This is a genomic window from Bacillus sp. ok061 (assembly GCF_900108285.1).
GTDB classification, from domain to species: domain Bacteria; phylum Bacillota; class Bacilli; order Bacillales; family Bacillaceae_G; genus Bacillus_A; species Bacillus_A thuringiensis_S.
On sequence record NZ_FNUW01000022.1, the window covers coordinates 23,595 to 41,979 of the forward strand.

Here is an 18,385-nt window from a genome sequence, read left to right on the forward strand (position 1 = left end):
TCAGAATCAGACACTTCTATTCTACCTATCGCTTTAAAAGACTGTCAACCATTATTTTGAAATACAAATTTATATAAATTAGAACTTTAATACAAAAGTTATATCCATCCTTTAGAAAACGTTCGTCCACACAAGAGCACTTTCGCAGAATAAATCGTTCCTCCTATGGGCATAAAAAAGAAGAGTAATCTTTTCACTCTTCTTTTTCTTACTTATTTAACTTTGCTTCAATTTTTACGATTAACTCATCTTCTGTTGGAGCCGCAACTGGACGGTTATTTACAAATGCGAATGATTTTTTACGACCAGGACCACAGTAAGACTGACATCCAACTTCAATCGTTGCACATGAATCTACTTTTTTTAACTTCGGAACTAACGTTTTAACGTTCGTTGCCTGACAGTCATCGCACACGCGAAATTCGTTTCCCATTATATAACACTTCCTCTATTTTAAACTTTTCTCAAGTACATTTAAAAATAAACACTAAATGGTATTTTACCGTTCTTTGAAGCTCGTTGCAAGTTTCCCTACAGGGCCTATTCTCTACATAATGCTACATATTTATATGCTCTCCTACAGAAGCGCTCACCATTCATGGGAAAATTTTTACCTTTCATCGAAATCTACCATATTTTTAAAAGCTTTGTATAAAAGTTTATTTTTTTGCCCATTATAAAAATAGGAAGTTCATAAAAAGAAAGGGAGTTGAATCTATGAAAGTAAGACAAGATGCTTGGACAGATGAGGATGATTTATTACTTGCTGAAACGGTACTTCGTCATGTTCGAGAAGGAAGTACGCAATTAAATGCATTTGAGGAAGTAGGGGACCAGTTAAATCGTACATCCGCTGCCTGTGGTTTCCGCTGGAATGCTGTCGTTCGCTATAGCTATGAACAAGCTCTTCAACTAGCAAAAAAACATCGTAAAGATAAAATGCGCGCTGCAAGCGGTGAGCAAGCGAAAAAACGTTTACTTTATACACCACCAGCTTCAGATTCGATAACTGATTATGAAGAATTCGTACAAGAGGAATCAATTGTACAATATAAAGAGGCTATTCCATATCAAGAATCTACCGTTCCTGTTGCAAAAAGCTCTATGACAATGCAAGATGTTATTTATTTCTTACAAACAGTTGGATCCTCAAATATAAAAGTAACAGCTCTTGAAAACGAGAATACGAGATTGAAACAAGAAATTAAAGCACAAATCCTTCGAAATGAAGAACTAGAAAAGAAACTAGAAAAATTAGAAAAGCAATCTCATACTGTACAAGAAGATTACGAAACACTTATGAACATTATGAACCGAGCTCGTAAGTTGGCAGTCATGGATGACGAAGAACGTTCTCAAACATCTTTCCGAATGGATCGAAACGGTAATTTAGAAAAAATTGCAGAATAAAAAGGATGCATGTAATGCATCCTTTTTGTTCTTTCACACCTAAACCTCCCCTTTATATATGAGAAAACTCCATTCTTCATTTTTTTGGTATAATAGAGATTGTCATTTTAAAGATAAGGGGTTAGTTATATGAGCAATTCCCGTTCCATTTTATCTCAGCCAGAGTGGCGTATTGTAGATCAGTCTAGTTTAGGACCAACATTCCATGCATTACAGTCATTCGCAATGGATGACACGTTATGTACAAGTATCGGAAATGGTCAATCAGCTGCAACAATGCGTTCTTGGGTTCATCACAATACAATTGTTCTTGGCATTCAAGATTCACGCCTACCACACTTAGAGGAAGGGATTTCCTTTTTAAAAGAAAACAACTTCAATGTTATCGTTCGTAATTCCGGTGGACTTGCAGTCGTACTTGATGAAGGTGTTCTAAACGTATCACTTTTATTCCAAGAGACGGAAAAAGGGATTGATATTGATCTTGGATACGATACGATGTGGCACTTAATTCAGGAGATGTTACACGACTATGATGTTACAATCGAGGCAAAAGAAATTGTAGGTTCTTACTGTCCTGGTAGCTATGACTTAAGTATTCGCGATCAAAAATTCGCTGGCATTTCACAGCGCCGTATTCGCGGGGGTGTCGCTGTCCAAATTTATCTTTGTGCTACAGGAAGTGGCTCTGAGCGTGCCGCACTCGTTCGTGATTTCTATAACCTAGCCATTCAAGGAGAAGAAACACGCTTTACGTATCCTGAAATTGTACCGAGTACGATGGCTTCACTTTCAGAATTACTTGGCGAAACCATTACAGTACAAGATTTAATGATGCGCCTTTTAAAAACATTGCAGCAATTCGCTCCAAAGTTAACACCATCTCAATTAACAATAGATGAAATACCTTTATATGAGACGAATTTACAACGGATTATTGATCGTAACAATAAAGCACTTGGCTTAGAAAAATAAAGACCGTCGCTATAATAGCGACGGTCTTTATTTCAATTCATTATAGAATTAAAGTGCTTGAGCTGCTGTAATTAAAGCTAACTTGTACACTTCTTCTTCGTTACATCCACGAGATAGGTCATTTACAGGCATGTTTAAACCTTGTAAGATTGGTCCTACTGCTTCGAAGTTACCTAAACGTTGAGCGATTTTGTAACCGATATTACCAGCTTCTAAGCTTGGGAATACGAATACGTTAGCATCACCTTGAATTGTAGAACCTGGAGCTTTTTTCTCAGCTACAGATGGTACGAATGCAGCATCGAATTGGAATTCTCCATCTAAAGTTAATTCTGGAGCCATTTCTTTTGCAATGCGAGTTGCTTCTACAACTTTTTCTGTTTCTGGAGATTTCGCAGAACCTTTTGTAGAGAAGCTTAACATAGCAACGCGTGGGTCAATACCGAATAATTCAGCAGTTTTTGCACTCTCGATACCAATTTCAGCTAAATCTTGGCTGTTTGGTGCAATGTTAATTGCGCAATCAGCGAATACATATTTCTCTTCTTCACGTACCATGATGAATACGCCAGAAGTTTTTGTAACGCCTGGTTTTGTTTTAATGATTTGAAGTGCTGGACGAACTGTATCAGCTGTAGAGTGAGCTGCACCACTTACTAAACCGTGTGCTTTGCCCATGTATACAAGCATTGTACCGAAGTAGTTTTCGTCTTTAAGGATTTTGCGAGCGTCTTCTTCAGTTGCTTTACCTTTACGGCGTTCAACGAAAGATGCTACCATTGCATCCATTTCTTCATATGTAGCTGGGTCATAAATATCAACGCCTGCTAATGTTAAATTCATGCTAGCAGCTTTTGCGCTAATTTCTTCCTTATTACCAACTAAGATTGGTTTTACTAACTCTTCTTTTGCCAAACGCTCTGCAGCGCCTAAAATTCTTTCATCAGTTCCTTCAGGAAGTACGATAGAAATGCCTTTTCCTTGAACTTTTTCTTTTACTGTTGTAAATAAGTTGCTCACGAATAAACCCTCCTACATATGTTAAAAAACTCTATCTTTAAGAATACTGCTTTTCTTCTATATTTTAAACTTATAGCTCCCAAAAAATAGATAAAATAAAAATGATTATATTTTCATAAAATTCAGCCAGGAAATTCACCTTACTTAAACTCTTAAATGTGACAATTTTATGCGCCAAGGTTTTATATAGATTATTTTAAAACTATATATGCTATAGTTAACGTGTAAAACTATCATTAACTGAGGTGAATAGAATGAGTGAAGCAACAACAACGTTAGATGGCTGGTATTGTTTACATGATTTACGTTCTATTGATTGGGCTGCATGGAAAACATTATCTAGCGACGAACGCGGACAAGCAGTGTCTGAATTTTTAAATGTCGTTGAAAAATGGAACGAAGTAGCTACTGCGAAAAAAGGTAGTCACGCAATGTATACAGTTGTTGGCCAAAAAGCTGATATTATGCTTATGATTTTACGTCCAACAATGGAAGAGTTAAATGAAATTGAGACAGAATTGAATAAAACAACTTTAGCTGAATATATGGTTCCTGCATATTCTTACGTATCTGTTGTTGAATTAAGCAACTATCTTCCAGCTGATGAGGATCCATACCAAAACCCGCAAATTTTAGCTCGCTTATATCCTGAATTGCCGAAAGCAAATCATATTTGCTTCTATCCAATGGATAAGCGTCGCCAAGGTGATGACAACTGGTACATGCTTCCTATGGAAGAGCGTAAAAAAATGATGTACAGTCATAGTAAAATTGGACGTCAATATGCAGGTAAAGTACGCCAAGTGATTTCAGGATCTGTTGGATTCGACGATTTCGAATGGGGCGTAACATTATTCGCTGACGATGTTCTTCAATTTAAAAAACTTATATATGAAATGCGCTTCGATGAAGTAAGTGCTCGTTATGGTGAGTTTGGAACATTCTTCGTTGGAAACATTTTACCAGACGAAAAAGTAGAGAAATTTTTACACATATAAATGGTGAAAAGGAACGAAATTCGTTCCTTTTTTTATTCTTCTCTATATTTATCCTCAAAAATCTCCTTTTTTCTGCATTTTTGAAGAAAAACCAACATTTTTTCAAATTTCTTGTAAAATTGTAACCTTTTTATATATAAAGATATGCTAAAATGATACGAGCTATATGCTAAATAACGATGCGAAGGTGATAATCTATATGAAAAAAATCTTGTCTATTTTACTATTGTTTGTATTGTCAATTTCTTCCTCAGGAGTAACAACATCCCATGCAGAAGAAAAAATACATATTGAGGCAGCTGCTGCACTTTTATTTGATGCAGATACAGGAAAAATACTTCACGAGCAAAATCCAGATGAATTGCTAGCTATTGCTAGTATGTCAAAATTAATTGTTGTTTACGCTGTTTTAGAAGCAATTAAAGAAGGAAAAATCACATGGGATACGAAAGTAAATATTTCTGATTACGCTTATGAAGTCTCTCGTAATAATGAATTCTCTAATGTACCGTTCGAAAAAGGACGTCAATATACTGTAAAAGAATTATATCATTCTATTGTTATATTCTCTGCAAATGGATCTAGTATCGCTTTAGCAGAACTTCTTGCAGGAAGTGAGAAAAACTTCTTAAATCTTGCAAATGAACATGCTAAAAAGCTAGGATTAAAGAAATATAAATTTGTAAACTCTACCGGGTTAAATAATGCTGACTTAAAAGGAAAACATCCTGAAGGAACAGATCCGACTGGAGAAAACTCCATGTCAGCTCGCGATATGGGTATTCTTGCAAAAACGATTATTACAAAGTATCCAGAAATGCTAGAGGATACAAAACAAAGATTTAGAAACTTCCCAGACAATCATCCAAAACCGATTCGTATGGAAAACTGGAACTGGATGTTACCAGGCGCTGCCTTCTCTTATGATGGAACGGACGGTTTAAAAACTGGTAGTTCTGATACCGCTGGATATGGGTTCACTATTACAGCGAAACGTGGTGATGTTCGTCTTATCTCGGTTATTATTAAAACAAAATCAATGGATGAACGCTTCACAGAATCTCGTGAATTAATCGAATATGGATTTAATAACTTTGAAAAACAAAAATTAAAAGTTATTAAAAACAATACAATCTCTGTAGTAAAAGGGAAAGAAGACCAAGTAACTGTTGCACCCGAAAAAGAAATAACAGTAATTGCGAAAAAAGGTAGCAAAGAGCCTTATAAAATTGGGACTGAATTAGATAAATCCCTTGCTGAAGATGGACATTTAGTTGCTCCTGTTAAGAAAGATACCAAAGTAGGCTCAATTACTTTAGAATCAACTGATAAATATGGTTTCTTAGACGGTAGTAAAAGTATGAAAGCTACTGCAAAAACGACAGGGGAAGTTGAAAAAGCAAATTGGTTTATGCTAACAATGCGCTCTATTGGAGATTTCTTCTCAAACTTATGGTCTAAAGTATTTTAATAATGATGAAAAGCTAGCTCACGCTAGCTTTTTTTATTTTCTTCTCTCCATGTAAAACTTCGTTTGGTTGTCATATCTGAGTCCTTTTCCTCATACGTATGAACTAGTAATTGTTACACACTTCATCTAGAGATAAAGTGAAACTTTAATCAGTGGGGGTTTTGTTCATCCCCACTGATTATTAGTTGAACCAATCGGGCTTTTACGGGCAGTTTGATCTCCCACCCACCTTCTTTGCTCCAGCCCAATTTTAAGGTGGGAGTCTTACTGCCCGTTAATGCGTGATAAACCTCTTTCCACAAGGGATTCCAAAAAGAGAGGTGACACATAATGGGCGTTATCGCGTATAACGAAGAAGATGTAAAGTTATTAGCTAGACTGATGCGTGCTGAAGCTGAAGGAGAAGGTCAACAGGGGATGTTGATGGTCGGAAACGTTGGGGTAAATCGTGTCCGCGGAAATTGTTTAGATTTTAAAAAAATACGTAATTTACGTCAAATGGTTTATCAAAACCCTGGTGGTTTTGAGGCAACGCAAAAAGGATATTTTTATCAACGTGCAAGGGAACAAGATATTGCTTTAGCAAGGCGAACGATTCAGGGACAACGCTTTTGGCCTGCAAATTTTGCCTTATGGTTTTTTAGACCTGAAGGCCCTTGTCCATCAACTTGGTATAATCAACAAAACTCTGGTCGCTTCAAAAAGCACTGCTTCTTCCAGCCATCTGGCGAAGATTGTCCTAGCGTTTATTAAGGATTGATAATAAGGAGGGATTTTTGAATGGCACAGCAACAAAACCCGTATTACGGAACTGGATTTTATCAACCATCTGGAACTTATGTACAACCGCAACAAATGACCCCACAACAACAGCAACAGCAAGCGATGCAACAACAAGCTGCGCAAGCTCAATATGCTGTTTCTCAAGGCATGTTACCATTAGAACAGTCGTATATTGAAAATATTCTCCGCTTGAACAAGGGCAAGCAAGCCACAGTTGTAATGACGTATGAACGTGGTAGTTCACTCGGTACACAATCGTATACAGGTATTATTGAAGCGGCTGGTCGTGATCATATTGTAATTAGTGAGCCACAATCAGGGAAACGTTATTTACTATTAATGATTTACTTAGATTATGTGGAATTCCCCGAAGAAATTACGTACTTACCTAGTCAACAAGCAACTTATGCTCCAAGACCATAAAAAAAGCTGGCATATGCCAGCTTTTGTTTTTTTATAAACCTTTTACAACTGCAGTTCCGACTAAAATCCATGCTACAATAAACGCTACGCCACCAAGAGGTGTAATTGGTCCAAAGAACTTAATACCTGTCGTACTTAATGCATACAAACTGCCTGAAAACATAATAATCCCAGCTACCATAAACCAACCAGCAGTAGTTAAAAGTGATGATTGAACCTTATCCATCAATAAAGCAACTACGAATAGTCCACCTGCATGAAACATTTGATATGTAACACCTGTTTTCCAAACTTCTAACATTTTCGCAGAAATTTTATTTTCTAAACCATGTGCTCCAAAGGCTCCTAACGCAACAGATAGCCCCGCTGCAATACAACCTAGTAAAAAGAAAATTTTCATCTTAATTCCCCTTTTTTACTTTTATCATAAGCAATTTTTTCATATAAGCCAAACGATTTAATCCTTAAAAATCAAATAAAGAATTACCATTTGCACCTTCTTCTTTAATATACACAGGTTCTCCAGAAACTGGCATAACTGGTTGAACTGTCTTTATAGGCTGCGATCCAATTACTTGCGATTGAATTTGCGGCTCCCTATACGTAGAAGATTCAACCTGTTCATCTAATAGTAAATCGCATAAAGCACGCACAACTAATAAATGATCTTTTGATTTTTGTCCTTCACTACTTTTTGCCTTTGCAATTTCATTCGCCATTTTATTTAAAATCTTATCGCTCGATATTTGCATTCCTTATCACCTCGTACTTTGTAGTTCTTTCTCAAATTGCTTCAGCTTCTCTACTAAACCAAATACTATTATCATATCATGTTCTTGCAGTTTTTCCTGCCCCGTTGGATTATGTATAATATCCCCATTTCTCAAAATCGCTAATATCGTTACATCAAACTGATTCCTCACATCACTCTCTAGTAACGATTTACCAACTAATATTGAATCTTTTCCAACTAAAATTTCTTCAATGACAAATGACTGTTCTATCCCATACAGCACTGTATCAATATAATGAACTGTTAATGGATTCGCAATACCTTTTGCAATATGAATTCCTGCCATACTGGATGGATTAATAACTTTATTTGCACCCGCACGCCTTAATTTCTCTTCAGTTTCTGGCTTTTCAGATCTCGCCACAATTTTAATTGCATCGTTTAATCCTCTTGCTGTTAATGTAATAAATACATTTTCAGCATCATTTGCTACGATAGCAACTAAACCAGCCGCTTTTGAAATTCCAGCATGATGTAAAACTTGATCCTCCGTCGCATCTCCATGTATATACAAAAGCTTTCCCTTCTCTAATACACTTTCATCTTTATCGACAACAACAAATGGAATTTTCTTTTCTTGCAATTCATGTACAACTTGAAGCCCCACTCTACCGCAACCACATACTATAATATGATTTTTCAACTGCGCTATTTGTTTATCCATCTTCTTCCTCCGCACTGCATGAAATAAATTCCCTTCAATAATCATAGCTGCCACTACCCCAATTGCATACGTAACAATACCTACGCCAACAGGAATAATAAGGAGCGCAAATACTTTCCCCGCTTGCGTTACAGGAACAGCATCTCCGTATCCAACAGTCAATACAGTAATCACCGTCATCCAAAATGCTTGAAACAAACTAATCTCTTCAATTGTCATAAATCCTATCGTTCCTAGAATTACAACAAAAGTCATACATATAACTGCTATCCATAATTGCTTACGTGCATTCATACCGTATTTCAACTCTTTTCTCTATCTACAATCTTTGCCAGTGGAAATAAAATACGTATATACTAGAAACGGAATCTATGAAAGAGGTTGATATAATGAAGACATTTCTTTCCGCCTTACAATGGGCACTATTTATTTTAGCTGGAAGCCTTATTGTACCAATTAGTGTCGCAACTAGTTATAGTCTTGATGGCGCTGAAGCTATCGCATTCGTACAAAGAACATTATTTGTTCTAGGCTTTGCTGGTCTCTTGCAAGCTATATTTGGGCATAAACTTCCTATTCAAGAAGGTCCTGCTGGCCTTTGGTGGGGAATTTTCTCCCTTTACGCAAGTTTAGGCGTCGTATTATTTGGATCAAACAATGAGACACTTAAAGTTCTTCAATACGCTTTCTTATTAAGCGGTATTATTTGTATTATTCTTAGCGTTTTTGGACTTATTGATAAACTCGTTCGCTATTTTACACCGACAGTCATTGGAACATATTTATTTCTTCTTGTCGCGCAGCTTAGTGGCTCCTTCTTAAAGGGAATGTTTGGCCTTGATGGAAAACATACAGAAGTACAACCTAACGTATTTATTCTTTCACTCATTGTTATTTTACTATCCTTTTTCATCATGAAGCTACCTATTATTGGACAATATTCTGTTCTTTTCAGTATCGTATGCGGCTGGATATTATTCGCATACTTCGGATTATCTAATCCAATAACACCAGTGACAGACATAATCCGTTTTCCATCCTTATTTGTTTTCGGAATGCCTCGTGTTGAATGGAACATGGTAATTACGGTTATTTTCGTTACACTCTTACTTCTAACAAATATGTTAGCAAGTATTCGCGTTGTTCAAAAGGTTGTCTCTAAATATGAAAAAAATGCGGCATCAGATCGTTTTAAACAAGCTGGCATTATAACAGGAATCAACCAATTGCTAGGCGGCCTGTTTTCAGCTATTGGGCCTGTCGCTATTTCTGGATCAGCAGGTTTTATTGCAACGACTAATATTTATAAACGTCTCCCGTTTATATTAGGGTCAAGCTTTATTATTGTCGTTAGTATATTTCCAAAGATCACTTCATTCTTTGCAGCAATCCCTGTTGCAGTTGGTTATGCCGCTATTTATCCTGTATTCGCAAGCATGATCGGCCTCGCCTTTCGAGAATACGAAACTGTCCAGGATAAAGAACGATTATTTAAAGTAGCCGGTCTTTCAATCTTTACAGGAGTCGGAGTTATGTTTGTTCCAGCAGGAGCATATTCCACACTTCCACCATTTCTAGCATCGTTTTTAAGTAACGGTCTCGTTCTTGGATCTGTAATGGCAATCTTGCTAGAAATACTATTTTCTCGTTCCACAGCAAAACAAATATCGTAAATTGGAAAACTTCCATTATTGCACTCTACCTTTAGAGTTGTTACGATAAAATCAAACTTTAATCATTGGGGTTTTATCCATCCCCAATGATTATTAACCGATATTATGAGCAACACACTCATAATAATTTATCTACTTCTTTTCAAAGAGGTTTGATGTCTTACTATTATTCCTCAACATTTTCATGAACATGTATTTTGATTTCAATTAAAGAAAGGAATTTTCTATATGACTTATAAAATGATTGTTTTAGATTTAGATGATACTTTATTACGTGATGACCATACTATTTCACCTCGTACGAAAGAAGCATTAATGACTGCACAAGAGCAAGGGATAAAGGTTGTACTTGCTTCTGGACGTCCAACATTTGGTATGCGCAATGTAGCCAAAGAACTTCGTTTAGAAGAATACGGCAGTTTCATTCTATCTTTTAATGGCGCAAAAATTATTAACTGTAAAACAAACGAAGAAATCTTTAGTAGTACGCTATCTCCTGAAATCGTTCACAATCTATTTGAAATTAGTAAAACTGAAGATGTATGGATTCATACTTATATGGGCGATGATATCGTAACGGAAGAAAATAATCCTTATACTGAAATTGAGGGCGATATTACTGGTATGCCAATTGTTGTAGTAGATGACTTTAAAGCCGCAGTTAAAGAGCCTGTAGTAAAAGTATTAATGAATAAAGAAGCTGAACGCCTTGTTGAAGTTGAAAAGAAACTACAAAAACAACTAGAAGGCCAATTAAGCGTGATGCGTTCGAAACCATTCTTCTTAGAATTTACCGAAGCCGGTGTTACAAAAGGAACGAGCTTAAACAAACTGATTCAAAAGCTTGGCATTAAGCGTGAAGAAATTATCGCAATGGGCGATAGCTATAACGACCAAGCAATGATTGAATTTGCTGGTCTTGGCGTTGCAATGGGCAATGCACCTGATGATATTAAAGAAATTGCAAACTACGTAACAGATACAAATATGAACGATGGTGTTGCAAAAGTTGTAGAGAAATTCGTTTTAAAAACGGATGTACTTGTTTAATATTTTCATTCACAAAACCTATTTGAAGTCAAATACTTCAAATAGGTTTTTATTTAAATTCTCATGCTTTTGTGACTATATTTTGAACTTTGCACTATTCTCGTAGTGTAAACTTTCTTTTTGTATATAATGAAACAAAATAGACTATTTTATTTTGAAAAAGAATACAAATTTACTATATACAAGCATACGTTAAAGGAGGCTACTTTATGTTATCTACACCAATCGGACGATTAAGAGCAATTGGACTAGTTGAGGGTATTTCTTTCCTATTACTATTATTTGTAGCAATGCCATTGAAATATTTCGCAGGATTTGCAACAGCTGTTAAAATTACAGGCATGGCTCATGGTGTTCTATTTATTCTATTCATCTTTGCAGTAATTCAAGTAACAATCGTGCACCGTAAATCAATTTTATGGGCACTTGGAGCATTCGTTTCATCAGTTATCCCATTCGGTACTTTTGTACTAGATGCAAAATTAAAGAACGAGCAACAATAATAATAAAAAGGTAGTTAACGACTGTTAACTACCTTTTCTATTTATAAATTTGGAATTTCCCAATCAATTTCTCTTTCGCCCATATTAGCTAAAATCGTATTTACTTTAGAGTATGGCTTACTACCAAAGAAACCACGTCTTGCCGATAATGGACTTGGATGTACAGACTCGATAATATGATGATTCGGATTCGTAATTAACTTCTTCTTCGCCTGCGCATGGCGCCCCCACAATATGAAAATAACTGGCTTTTCACGTTCATTCAACAGTTGAATCACACGATCTGTGAAGTGCTCCCATCCTTTTCCCTTATGAGAATTTGCTTCACTTTGACGAACTGTTAATACGGTATTTAGTAGTAATACTCCTTGCTCCGCCCATTTTACTAAATAACCGTTATTCGGAATTTCATAACCATATTCATCTCGAAGCTCCTTATACATGTTTAACAATGATGGTGGTGTTTTAACACCAGGTTGTACAGAAAAGCTTAAACCATGCGCTTGATTCGGTCCATGATACGGATCTTGTCCTAAAATAACAACCTTTGTATTTTCATAACTTGTATACTGAAGAGCGTTAAAAATATCTTCTACCTTCGGATAAACAACATGCGTGCTGTATTCTTCTGTCAAAAAACTGGATAGAGTAAGATAATACTCTTTCTCGAATTCTGGTGCCAATAATGGTCCCCAATCATTTTTTAAAACATTTTTCATGCTTTCACTTCCTTTCCAATTAATTCAACATATCCTGTTTTGTAAATACTAAGAACGAAATAATAAGAGAAACAACTGCCCAAACAGTTAAATTCATCAAAGAAAATCCCATTGATAAGCCTTGTAATGCAGGTAATTTTCCTGATAAATAATCCGTTAATGATAAATTCACGCTAAAAATATATTTCGCGCCTTCCCAAGATGTTGCGAATGAGCTTAAGATACCACCTGCAATTAATGCAGCTAGCATAACGCCCATACCAGCTGGTGTATTACGAATTAAAACAGAGACCATAAATGATATAGTTCCGACAACAATAGCAACAAACCAGGCTAGTCCATAAGCCATTAAGATGTATTGCCACTGCGGAATAAGATGCACAAAGTTCGTATTTAACGTTTCCTTATCAATGACGAATCCTGTTAAAACAGGTAAATTCCATCCCGAGTACCCAAATACAAGCCCTGATAATATGTAAGCAAACAAACCTACAAGAAACAGTATGAGCGAAATGAAAAATAACATCGTCACGTATTTACTAAGGAGTATTTTCCAGCGCCGAATCGGCCGCGTAAGTAACATCTTCATCGTCCCATCACTTCGTTCTCCTGAAACGATATCAATGGCGACAATCATTACGAGAAGCGGAATAAACAATGTAATTCCTTGTTCAATAAATGCTCTGACAAAAGTCGGTGCACCCGGCGCCATCGGGTTAATATCATGATCTAAATAATATTGTTGTTGCTCAACTCTTACCTTTAACCAATCACGCCATTCTTCTGGCAATCTAGAATTGTTCAACCGATTCTGAGAATCAACAATTTGCTGTTGCAATGAAACCTTCCAATCAGTTGTACCGAGTCTTTTTTGTGTCGTTTCTATTTCACGATACTGCGCATACACAAAAAGCGGGATCAAGATTGCTAAAATAAGCATGACAACAAAAATACGTTTCTTACGGTAAATCTTTTCTGATTCATTTAAAACTAGATTCGCAAATTCACGCATGCTGCTCACCCCTTGTGAGTTCAATAAATAAATCTTCTAGCGTAAATACAAGCTCCTTAACGCTATGTACATCTATTTCATTTTCTACAAAGTGTTTATTCCAACTACTTATAGATGCAATATCCATGCGGCATAATAATCGCTCGCCTTCTACACTCACTTCTCTTACTGCTTCGGCCGCTTCTAGCATATCTTTCGCCTTAGAAATTGGTGTAACAATCCATTCTACACGATCACTTGCTGTTTTAATTAATTCTTCAATTGGTGCAACAGTTATCATCTTTCCTTTATGAATAATAGCAACGCGATCGCATATCATTTGCACTTCACTTAGCAAGTGACTTGAAATAAACACGCTCATATTTTCTTCTTTCACAAGCTTATGTATAAATTCCCTAAGTTCTCTAATCCCAGCTGGATCTAAACCATTCGTTGGCTCATCTAATATAAGTAATTTAGGATTCCCAAGGAGCGCCTGCGCAATTCCAAGGCGCTGTTTCATACCAAGTGAGTACGTTTTTACCTTGTCATGAATTCTTTCATCCAAATGAACCATTTTAGCAATTTCAATAATACGTTCATCTGATATATCACCTAACATACGAGCAAATTGCTTTAAATTTTCCCATCCCGTTAAATATGTATACAACTCTGGGTTTTCAACGATACTACCAATTTGACGCATCGCTTCTCTGAAATTGTCCTTAATCGAATAACCACCGATAGAAATTGTACCTTCTGTTGCCTTAATTAATCCGACTAACATTCGAATGGTAGTCGTCTTTCCAGCGCCATTTGGTCCTAGGAACCCGAACACTTCTCCTTGCTTTACATCAAAGGAAATATTCTCTACAAGAGTCTTCTTTCCAATTACCTTCTTCAAGTCTCGTACGGAAAGTATCGTCGTCATTTTACCCCTCCTTGTTCTAGTTTTAATTTACTTACAACATTTTGAACTAAACGTTCTGCCATATACGTATAACCTACTTCATTCGGATGAAAATGATCAGAGTATAATAAATCTTTTCCACGGTTTTGGAATAAATCAAATGTCGGTGTAATATACACATTTTTATCGTTTAGTGCTAGCTTCTCTAAAGATGCATTCCAGTCCACAACAATGTTTGAAGACCCTTTTAAATCTTCTACATCTTCAAAAGGATTGTATAAACCAAGCCAAAAAATCGGACTATCTGTATTTAATTTACGAATTTCTTCTATAATTTTCTTTGCTTCATTTTGAAATGTTTCTGTATCAGGACGATACGTCTCTAAATCTATTTTCCCAAGCGATTCCCAGCCTGGGAACAAATCATTCCCACCAATCGTTAACACGATTACATCTGCTTGCTTAATTGAATATTGAGCGCCACTACTTTCAATTTGTTTTAATAAATCGGGCATTTTTGCACCACTAACTGCTAAATTTGTTAATGCAATTTTTTGCTTATAATCTTTTTGTAAATCCTCTTTCATTCGCCCAACATAGCCAATTCCTTCTTTATCACCAACGCCACGCGTTAATGAATCACCTAAACTAACGATTTGTAACGTTCCTGTTTTCTTTTTCTCTTTCGCCACTACATCGGTCTTTTTAATTAAATTTGAAGCTTTCGGATTTAATACATCATTTACACCTGAAACAAAGCCATATGCAAATACACAGAAAGATGCAATTGTAATGAGTAGAATTACTTTTACTACTTTTGATCTCATATCAAAACCCCTTTTAGCCCTCATAGATTGTCCATAATTATACCAAACGAAATTTTGAAAAGCGATTTTCACACCTTCTCAATTATGTCGTTTCTCTATCTACTAACTCTGGTAATAACTCTATATGCTTCACATCTAATTTCTCTTCATTAATCTTTTCATATAATAATTCAAATGCTTTCACTCCAACGTTTTTACTAGAATGCGAAATCGTCGTTATACCCAATATATCTGCCACCTCTTGATCATCACACCCAATAATCGTAATATCCTCTGGAATACGAATTCCTTGTTTGTTTGCTTCTGTAACCATCCCCGCTGCAATATGGTTACAAGATACAAGGAACGCCGTCGGTTTTACTGACATATGAGCCCATTCTCTAATTACATTGCGTCCATCTTCCACTGTAAAACACCCCTCAAATTTCCAGGTCTCTAACGGTGTTACGATACTCTGTTGAAGCGAATCTTCATACGCCTTCTTTCGTCTTTGGCTATTAACGCTATTACTTCTTCCAATACAATATCCAATACTTGTATGACCGGCATCTATTAAGCTTTTCATCCCACGTGAAAATACTTTGTAGTAATCAATATGGACACTTGAAATGCATTTTGAATCTATTTCTTCACACATAACAATCGGGCCGAATTTCGTATATTCTTCAAGCTTCTCCTTACTATTTGCCCGAGAACAAATAATAACCCCATCAAGCTTTTTCATTTTTAACATATTTAAAATTTCTAGTTCTCTTTCTTCGCTATAATTTGTCTGGCAAAGCATCATATTATAATTATTCTTTGCCGTTTCTTTTGATATCCCCTCGATAATAGCGCTATAATATTGATCATTTACGTGTGGCAATAAAACGCCAATTACATTCGTTTTTCCTTTCACTAAATGAATTGCATTCACGTTTTGCGTGTAATTTAATTCTTCTATAATCGCTAAAATTTCTTTTCGTTTCTGTTCATTTACGTACGGATGATTATTTAGTACACGTGAAACAGTTGAAACAGATACTCCAGCAAGTTCAGCAATCTTTCTTATATTTGTCATCTCACTTTCCCCTTCTCACAAAAATTCTCTCTTGACCTGGTAAGCTTTCCACAATATATCCTTTCCTAGCAAATACATTTAGAAAGGATATACAACTATGCTTCGATTCAAATTAGAATATATATTTTTCATTGGCGGTTTACTCATTCTTGCCATCGGTATTAATATGATGACGACAATTACTTCCTTTGGACTTAGCCCTTATGATTCCTTCTTTATTGCACTATATCAAAATTTTGGGATAAGTATTGGTTTTTGGATTTTCATGATTAACTTTGCCTTTACACTTATCGTACTCTTTTGGAATAAAAAACAAATTACAATCGGTACAATTGTAACGATGGTTCTTATTTCTCTTTTTGTTGATTGGATTGGTTCCATTATAACTATTATGGACGCTATCCGCTCTCTTCCAAAATATATAACACTTATTTGCGGAAATCTATTCGTTGGAGCTGGAATTGGTCTTTACGTCTCTACAAACCTTTGCGCAGCGCCTCAAGAAGCTTTCGTTTTAACCGTTGCTGAGAAGAAAAAATGGACGTTTAGAAGAACAGAGATTTCATTAGCCTTTTTATTTTTAACGTTAAGCTTTTTATTAGATGGACCCATCTATTTTGGAACAATCATCTTATCCTTTACAACAGGCTGGATTATCCAAGCATTTATTCAAGTTGGTACGCAGATTTTAAATAGAAAAGAGCCTATTAAGCAAGCTGCTTAATAGGCTCTTTCTGTTTTATGGTAAGAGATACTACTTAGCATCCCCTTCAATTCGATAGTTCGCTTTCAAACAATCTATTTCTTCATACCCTTGCAACGTATGTAGAATATAATCATAATCAGCAAGAGACGCACGATGCGTTACAATTACAATTTCAGCCTTTCCTTTCTCTTCAAGCGGCATTTGAATAATTTTCTCAAAGCTAACTCCGCGCTCAGAGAACAATGAAGTAATTTTTGCAAATACACCAATTTCGTCTTTTACATGCAGTCTTAAAAACTTTTTCACGACAATTTCGTCTGGCTCTTTTAATACTTTTTGATATTGTGGGACTACAGCACTATTTCCTGTTACCCCTAATCTAATATTTTGCATTACAGCAACTAAATCCGAAACAACAGCTGTCGCTGTCGGTAAACTTCCTGCCCCTGGTCCATAAAACATCGTTTCCCCAACTGCTTCACCGTACACATACACAGCGTTATATTCATTTTGTACTGCCGCAAGAGGATGTGTATTTGGAAGTAAAGTTGGTTCAACCGTAACCTCCAATTTTTCACCATCTCGTTTTGCAAGACCGATTAATTTAATTGTATAACCTAAGCTCTTACTGTATTCAATATCTTCCTCTGTAATAGAGGTAATTCCCTTTACTTTCACATCTCCAAGCTCTACATTTGTAGAGAAACCGAGAGTAGCTAAAATCGTCATTTTTCTTGCTGCATCTAAACCTTCTACATCTGATGTTGGATCTGCTTCTGCAAATCCAAGTTGTTGGGCTTCTTTTAACACGTCGTTATATGCTCTCCCTTCGTCTGACATTTTCGTCAAAATAAAATTTGTCGTTCCATTTACAATTCCCATGACTTTCGTAATAAGATCTGAAGAAAGTCCTTCTACAATACTGCGTAGAATTGGAATTCCCCCTGCCACACTCGCTTCATAGAAGAGATCAGTTTTATTATCTTTTGCTGTCGCTAATAATTCAGCTCCATGTAATGCCATTAAGTCTTTATTTGCAGTTACAACATGCTTTCCGCTTTTTAAAGCTTGTAAAATATATAATTTTGCATCATCAATGCCACCCATTACTTCGATGACAACATCAATATTTGGATTATCTAAAATTTCATTTGCATCTTGTGTTAATAGAGTAGAAGGTACCTCTACCTCTCTCTCTTTCTCAATGTTTTGCACTAATACTTTCGTTACCTTCACTGGACAACCTACTTGGTGTATGAGTCTTTCTTGATGATCCGTAATAATACGAACTACACCGCTACCCACTGTCCCAAGACCTAATAACCCAACTTGAATTTCTTTCATAGTACTGTCCACCCCTCAAAAATTGTGTTTAGATGAAATTATATGAGTAAAAAATCTGAAAAACA

General features: G+C 36.0%; 21 protein-coding genes. 10 read left to right on the top strand and 11 right to left on the bottom strand.

Annotated elements, in window-relative coordinates:
* Positions 1 to 208 precede the first annotated feature (208 nt).
* Entirely contained in the window at positions 209 to 433 is a 225-nt protein-coding gene (locus C4S65_RS23850) for a DUF1450 domain-containing protein (RefSeq protein ID WP_000526079.1), read from the bottom strand.
* 284 nt (positions 434 to 717) lie between these two features.
* Here C4S65_RS23850 and C4S65_RS23855 point away from each other — a divergent pair, with 284 nt between their 5' ends.
* Together C4S65_RS23855 and C4S65_RS23860 are read left to right on the top strand one after the other, a co-directional pair.
* Complete coding sequence (locus C4S65_RS23855) at positions 718 to 1,410, top strand: RsfA family transcriptional regulator (protein ID WP_000868355.1); 693 nt, start codon at positions 718 to 720, stop codon at positions 1,408 to 1,410.
* Positions 1,411 to 1,539: 129 nt separating this feature from the next.
* A complete protein-coding gene (locus C4S65_RS23860) occupies positions 1,540 to 2,385 on the top strand; it encodes a biotin/lipoate A/B protein ligase family protein (RefSeq protein WP_000071955.1) in 846 nt (281 codons plus the stop codon).
* 48 nt (positions 2,386 to 2,433) lie between these two features.
* Here C4S65_RS23860 and pta read toward each other — a convergent pair whose 3' ends face one another.
* On the bottom strand, positions 2,434 to 3,405 hold the full coding sequence (gene pta / locus C4S65_RS23865) for a phosphate acetyltransferase (protein ID WP_000067216.1): 972 nt from the start codon (positions 3,403 to 3,405) through the stop codon (positions 2,434 to 2,436).
* A 254-nt stretch (positions 3,406 to 3,659) separates the two neighbouring features.
* Between pta and hemQ the strand changes: the two genes are divergently transcribed.
* The 4 genes from hemQ to gerQ all read left to right on the top strand — a co-directional run bounded on the left by hemQ (position 3,660) and on the right by gerQ (position 7,080).
* Positions 3,660 to 4,403 carry a hydrogen peroxide-dependent heme synthase gene (hemQ, locus tag C4S65_RS23870; RefSeq protein WP_001287595.1) on the top strand — a complete coding sequence of 248 codons (744 nt, stop codon included), beginning with the start codon at positions 3,660 to 3,662 and terminating at the stop codon, positions 4,401 to 4,403.
* A gap of 199 nt (positions 4,404 to 4,602) precedes the next feature.
* Positions 4,603 to 5,874: a serine hydrolase gene (locus C4S65_RS23875; RefSeq protein WP_103945506.1), complete on the top strand. Its 1,272-nt coding sequence runs from the start codon at positions 4,603 to 4,605 to the stop codon at positions 5,872 to 5,874.
* 330 nt (positions 5,875 to 6,204) lie between these two features.
* Positions 6,205 to 6,627, top strand: a complete 423-nt coding sequence (cwlJ, locus tag C4S65_RS23880) for a cell wall hydrolase CwlJ (RefSeq protein WP_000538161.1) — start codon at positions 6,205 to 6,207, stop codon at positions 6,625 to 6,627.
* Between the two features lie 27 nt (positions 6,628 to 6,654).
* Positions 6,655 to 7,080 (top strand): spore coat protein GerQ, encoded by a 426-nt coding sequence (gene gerQ, locus C4S65_RS23885; protein ID WP_000068645.1) that lies wholly within the window; start codon positions 6,655 to 6,657, stop codon positions 7,078 to 7,080.
* 31 nt (positions 7,081 to 7,111) lie between these two features.
* Here gerQ and C4S65_RS23890 read toward each other — a convergent pair whose 3' ends face one another.
* From C4S65_RS23890 to C4S65_RS23900, 3 genes are all read right to left on the bottom strand, one after another.
* The gene (locus tag C4S65_RS23890; RefSeq protein WP_097960105.1) at positions 7,112 to 7,480 is read right to left on the bottom strand and encodes a DUF423 domain-containing protein; all 369 of its coding nucleotides are present in this window, start codon (positions 7,478 to 7,480) and stop codon (positions 7,112 to 7,114) included.
* Positions 7,481 to 7,544: 64 nt separating this feature from the next.
* The gene (locus C4S65_RS23895; protein WP_001167339.1) at positions 7,545 to 7,832 is read right to left on the bottom strand and encodes a YwdI family protein; all 288 of its coding nucleotides are present in this window, start codon (positions 7,830 to 7,832) and stop codon (positions 7,545 to 7,547) included.
* Between the two features lie 6 nt (positions 7,833 to 7,838).
* Complete coding sequence (locus C4S65_RS23900) at positions 7,839 to 8,831, bottom strand: potassium channel protein (RefSeq protein WP_141526962.1); 993 nt, start codon at positions 8,829 to 8,831, stop codon at positions 7,839 to 7,841.
* A 95-nt stretch (positions 8,832 to 8,926) separates the two neighbouring features.
* Between C4S65_RS23900 and C4S65_RS23905 the strand changes: the two genes are divergently transcribed.
* The 3 genes from C4S65_RS23905 to C4S65_RS23915 all read left to right on the top strand — a co-directional run bounded on the left by C4S65_RS23905 (position 8,927) and on the right by C4S65_RS23915 (position 11,763).
* The gene (locus tag C4S65_RS23905; RefSeq protein WP_141551075.1) at positions 8,927 to 10,210 is read left to right on the top strand and encodes a purine/pyrimidine permease; all 1,284 of its coding nucleotides are present in this window, start codon (positions 8,927 to 8,929) and stop codon (positions 10,208 to 10,210) included.
* Between the two features lie 228 nt (positions 10,211 to 10,438).
* Entirely contained in the window at positions 10,439 to 11,260 is an 822-nt protein-coding gene (locus C4S65_RS23910; RefSeq protein WP_061667924.1) for a Cof-type HAD-IIB family hydrolase, read from the top strand.
* 209 nt (positions 11,261 to 11,469) lie between these two features.
* Complete coding sequence (locus C4S65_RS23915; protein ID WP_000953396.1) at positions 11,470 to 11,763, top strand: DUF3817 domain-containing protein; 294 nt, start codon at positions 11,470 to 11,472, stop codon at positions 11,761 to 11,763.
* 41 nt (positions 11,764 to 11,804) lie between these two features.
* On the opposite strand, the gene C4S65_RS23920 is transcribed toward C4S65_RS23915, so the two are convergent.
* Genes C4S65_RS23920 through C4S65_RS23940 form a run of 5 tightly spaced genes read right to left on the bottom strand, consistent with a single transcriptional unit; the run spans position 11,805 to position 16,270 of the window.
* Positions 11,805 to 12,482: a uracil-DNA glycosylase gene (locus C4S65_RS23920; protein WP_000800193.1), complete on the bottom strand. Its 678-nt coding sequence runs from the start codon at positions 12,480 to 12,482 to the stop codon at positions 11,805 to 11,807.
* Positions 12,483 to 12,501: 19 nt separating this feature from the next.
* On the bottom strand, positions 12,502 to 13,494 hold the full coding sequence (locus tag C4S65_RS23925; RefSeq protein ID WP_001206475.1) for an ABC transporter permease subunit: 993 nt from the start codon (positions 13,492 to 13,494) through the stop codon (positions 12,502 to 12,504).
* Positions 13,487 to 14,404, bottom strand: coding sequence for an ABC transporter ATP-binding protein (locus C4S65_RS23930; protein WP_000207711.1), 918 nt, complete (start codon positions 14,402 to 14,404; stop codon positions 13,487 to 13,489). Before C4S65_RS23930 ends, C4S65_RS23925 begins: the two co-directional genes overlap by 8 nt.
* Entirely contained in the window at positions 14,401 to 15,282 is an 882-nt protein-coding gene (locus tag C4S65_RS23935; RefSeq protein ID WP_116365991.1) for an SGNH/GDSL hydrolase family protein, read from the bottom strand. The genes C4S65_RS23930 and C4S65_RS23935 overlap by 4 nt, the downstream gene beginning before the upstream one ends.
* A gap of 10 nt (positions 15,283 to 15,292) precedes the next feature.
* Positions 15,293 to 16,270 (bottom strand): LacI family DNA-binding transcriptional regulator, encoded by a 978-nt coding sequence (locus C4S65_RS23940; RefSeq protein WP_000181961.1) that lies wholly within the window; start codon positions 16,268 to 16,270, stop codon positions 15,293 to 15,295.
* 97 nt (positions 16,271 to 16,367) lie between these two features.
* On the opposite strand from C4S65_RS23940, the gene C4S65_RS23945 reads away from it, so the two are divergent.
* On the top strand, positions 16,368 to 16,994 hold the full coding sequence (locus tag C4S65_RS23945) for a YitT family protein (protein ID WP_000943409.1): 627 nt from the start codon (positions 16,368 to 16,370) through the stop codon (positions 16,992 to 16,994).
* A 30-nt stretch (positions 16,995 to 17,024) separates the two neighbouring features.
* On the opposite strand, the gene C4S65_RS23950 is transcribed toward C4S65_RS23945, so the two are convergent.
* Complete coding sequence (locus C4S65_RS23950; protein WP_086407121.1) at positions 17,025 to 18,320, bottom strand: homoserine dehydrogenase; 1,296 nt, start codon at positions 18,318 to 18,320, stop codon at positions 17,025 to 17,027.
* Positions 18,321 to 18,385: the final 65 nt, after the last annotated feature.

Bases quoted from the DNA above. Each gene is read 5' to 3' on its own strand.
- hemQ (WP_001287595.1), top strand. From the start codon at position 3,660: ATGAGTGAAGCAACAACAACGTTAGATGGCTGGTATTGTTTACATGAT.
- C4S65_RS23925 (WP_001206475.1), bottom strand. From the start codon at position 13,494: ATGCGTGAATTTGCGAATCTAGTTTTAAATGAATCAGAAAAGATTTAC.
- C4S65_RS23920 (WP_000800193.1), bottom strand. From the start codon at position 12,482: ATGAAAAATGTTTTAAAAAATGATTGGGGACCATTATTGGCACCAGAA.
- C4S65_RS23860 (WP_000071955.1), top strand. From the start codon at position 1,540: ATGAGCAATTCCCGTTCCATTTTATCTCAGCCAGAGTGGCGTATTGTA.
- C4S65_RS23940 (WP_000181961.1), bottom strand. From the start codon at position 16,270: ATGACAAATATAAGAAAGATTGCTGAACTTGCTGGAGTATCTGTTTCA.
- C4S65_RS23905 (WP_141551075.1), top strand. From the start codon at position 8,927: ATGAAGACATTTCTTTCCGCCTTACAATGGGCACTATTTATTTTAGCT.
- cwlJ (WP_000538161.1), top strand. From the start codon at position 6,205: ATGGGCGTTATCGCGTATAACGAAGAAGATGTAAAGTTATTAGCTAGA.
- C4S65_RS23915 (WP_000953396.1), top strand. From the start codon at position 11,470: ATGTTATCTACACCAATCGGACGATTAAGAGCAATTGGACTAGTTGAG.
- C4S65_RS23875 (WP_103945506.1), top strand. From the start codon at position 4,603: ATGAAAAAAATCTTGTCTATTTTACTATTGTTTGTATTGTCAATTTCT.
- C4S65_RS23890 (WP_097960105.1), bottom strand. From the start codon at position 7,480: ATGAAAATTTTCTTTTTACTAGGTTGTATTGCAGCGGGGCTATCTGTT.
- C4S65_RS23850 (WP_000526079.1), bottom strand. From the start codon at position 433: ATGGGAAACGAATTTCGCGTGTGCGATGACTGTCAGGCAACGAACGTT.
- C4S65_RS23945 (WP_000943409.1), top strand. From the start codon at position 16,368: ATGCTTCGATTCAAATTAGAATATATATTTTTCATTGGCGGTTTACTC.
- C4S65_RS23930 (WP_000207711.1), bottom strand. From the start codon at position 14,404: ATGACGACGATACTTTCCGTACGAGACTTGAAGAAGGTAATTGGAAAG.
- C4S65_RS23895 (WP_001167339.1), bottom strand. From the start codon at position 7,832: ATGCAAATATCGAGCGATAAGATTTTAAATAAAATGGCGAATGAAATT.
- C4S65_RS23950 (WP_086407121.1), bottom strand. From the start codon at position 18,320: ATGAAAGAAATTCAAGTTGGGTTATTAGGTCTTGGGACAGTGGGTAGC.
- C4S65_RS23910 (WP_061667924.1), top strand. From the start codon at position 10,439: ATGACTTATAAAATGATTGTTTTAGATTTAGATGATACTTTATTACGT.
- C4S65_RS23900 (WP_141526962.1), bottom strand. From the start codon at position 8,831: ATGAATGCACGTAAGCAATTATGGATAGCAGTTATATGTATGACTTTT.
- C4S65_RS23855 (WP_000868355.1), top strand. From the start codon at position 718: ATGAAAGTAAGACAAGATGCTTGGACAGATGAGGATGATTTATTACTT.
- gerQ (WP_000068645.1), top strand. From the start codon at position 6,655: ATGGCACAGCAACAAAACCCGTATTACGGAACTGGATTTTATCAACCA.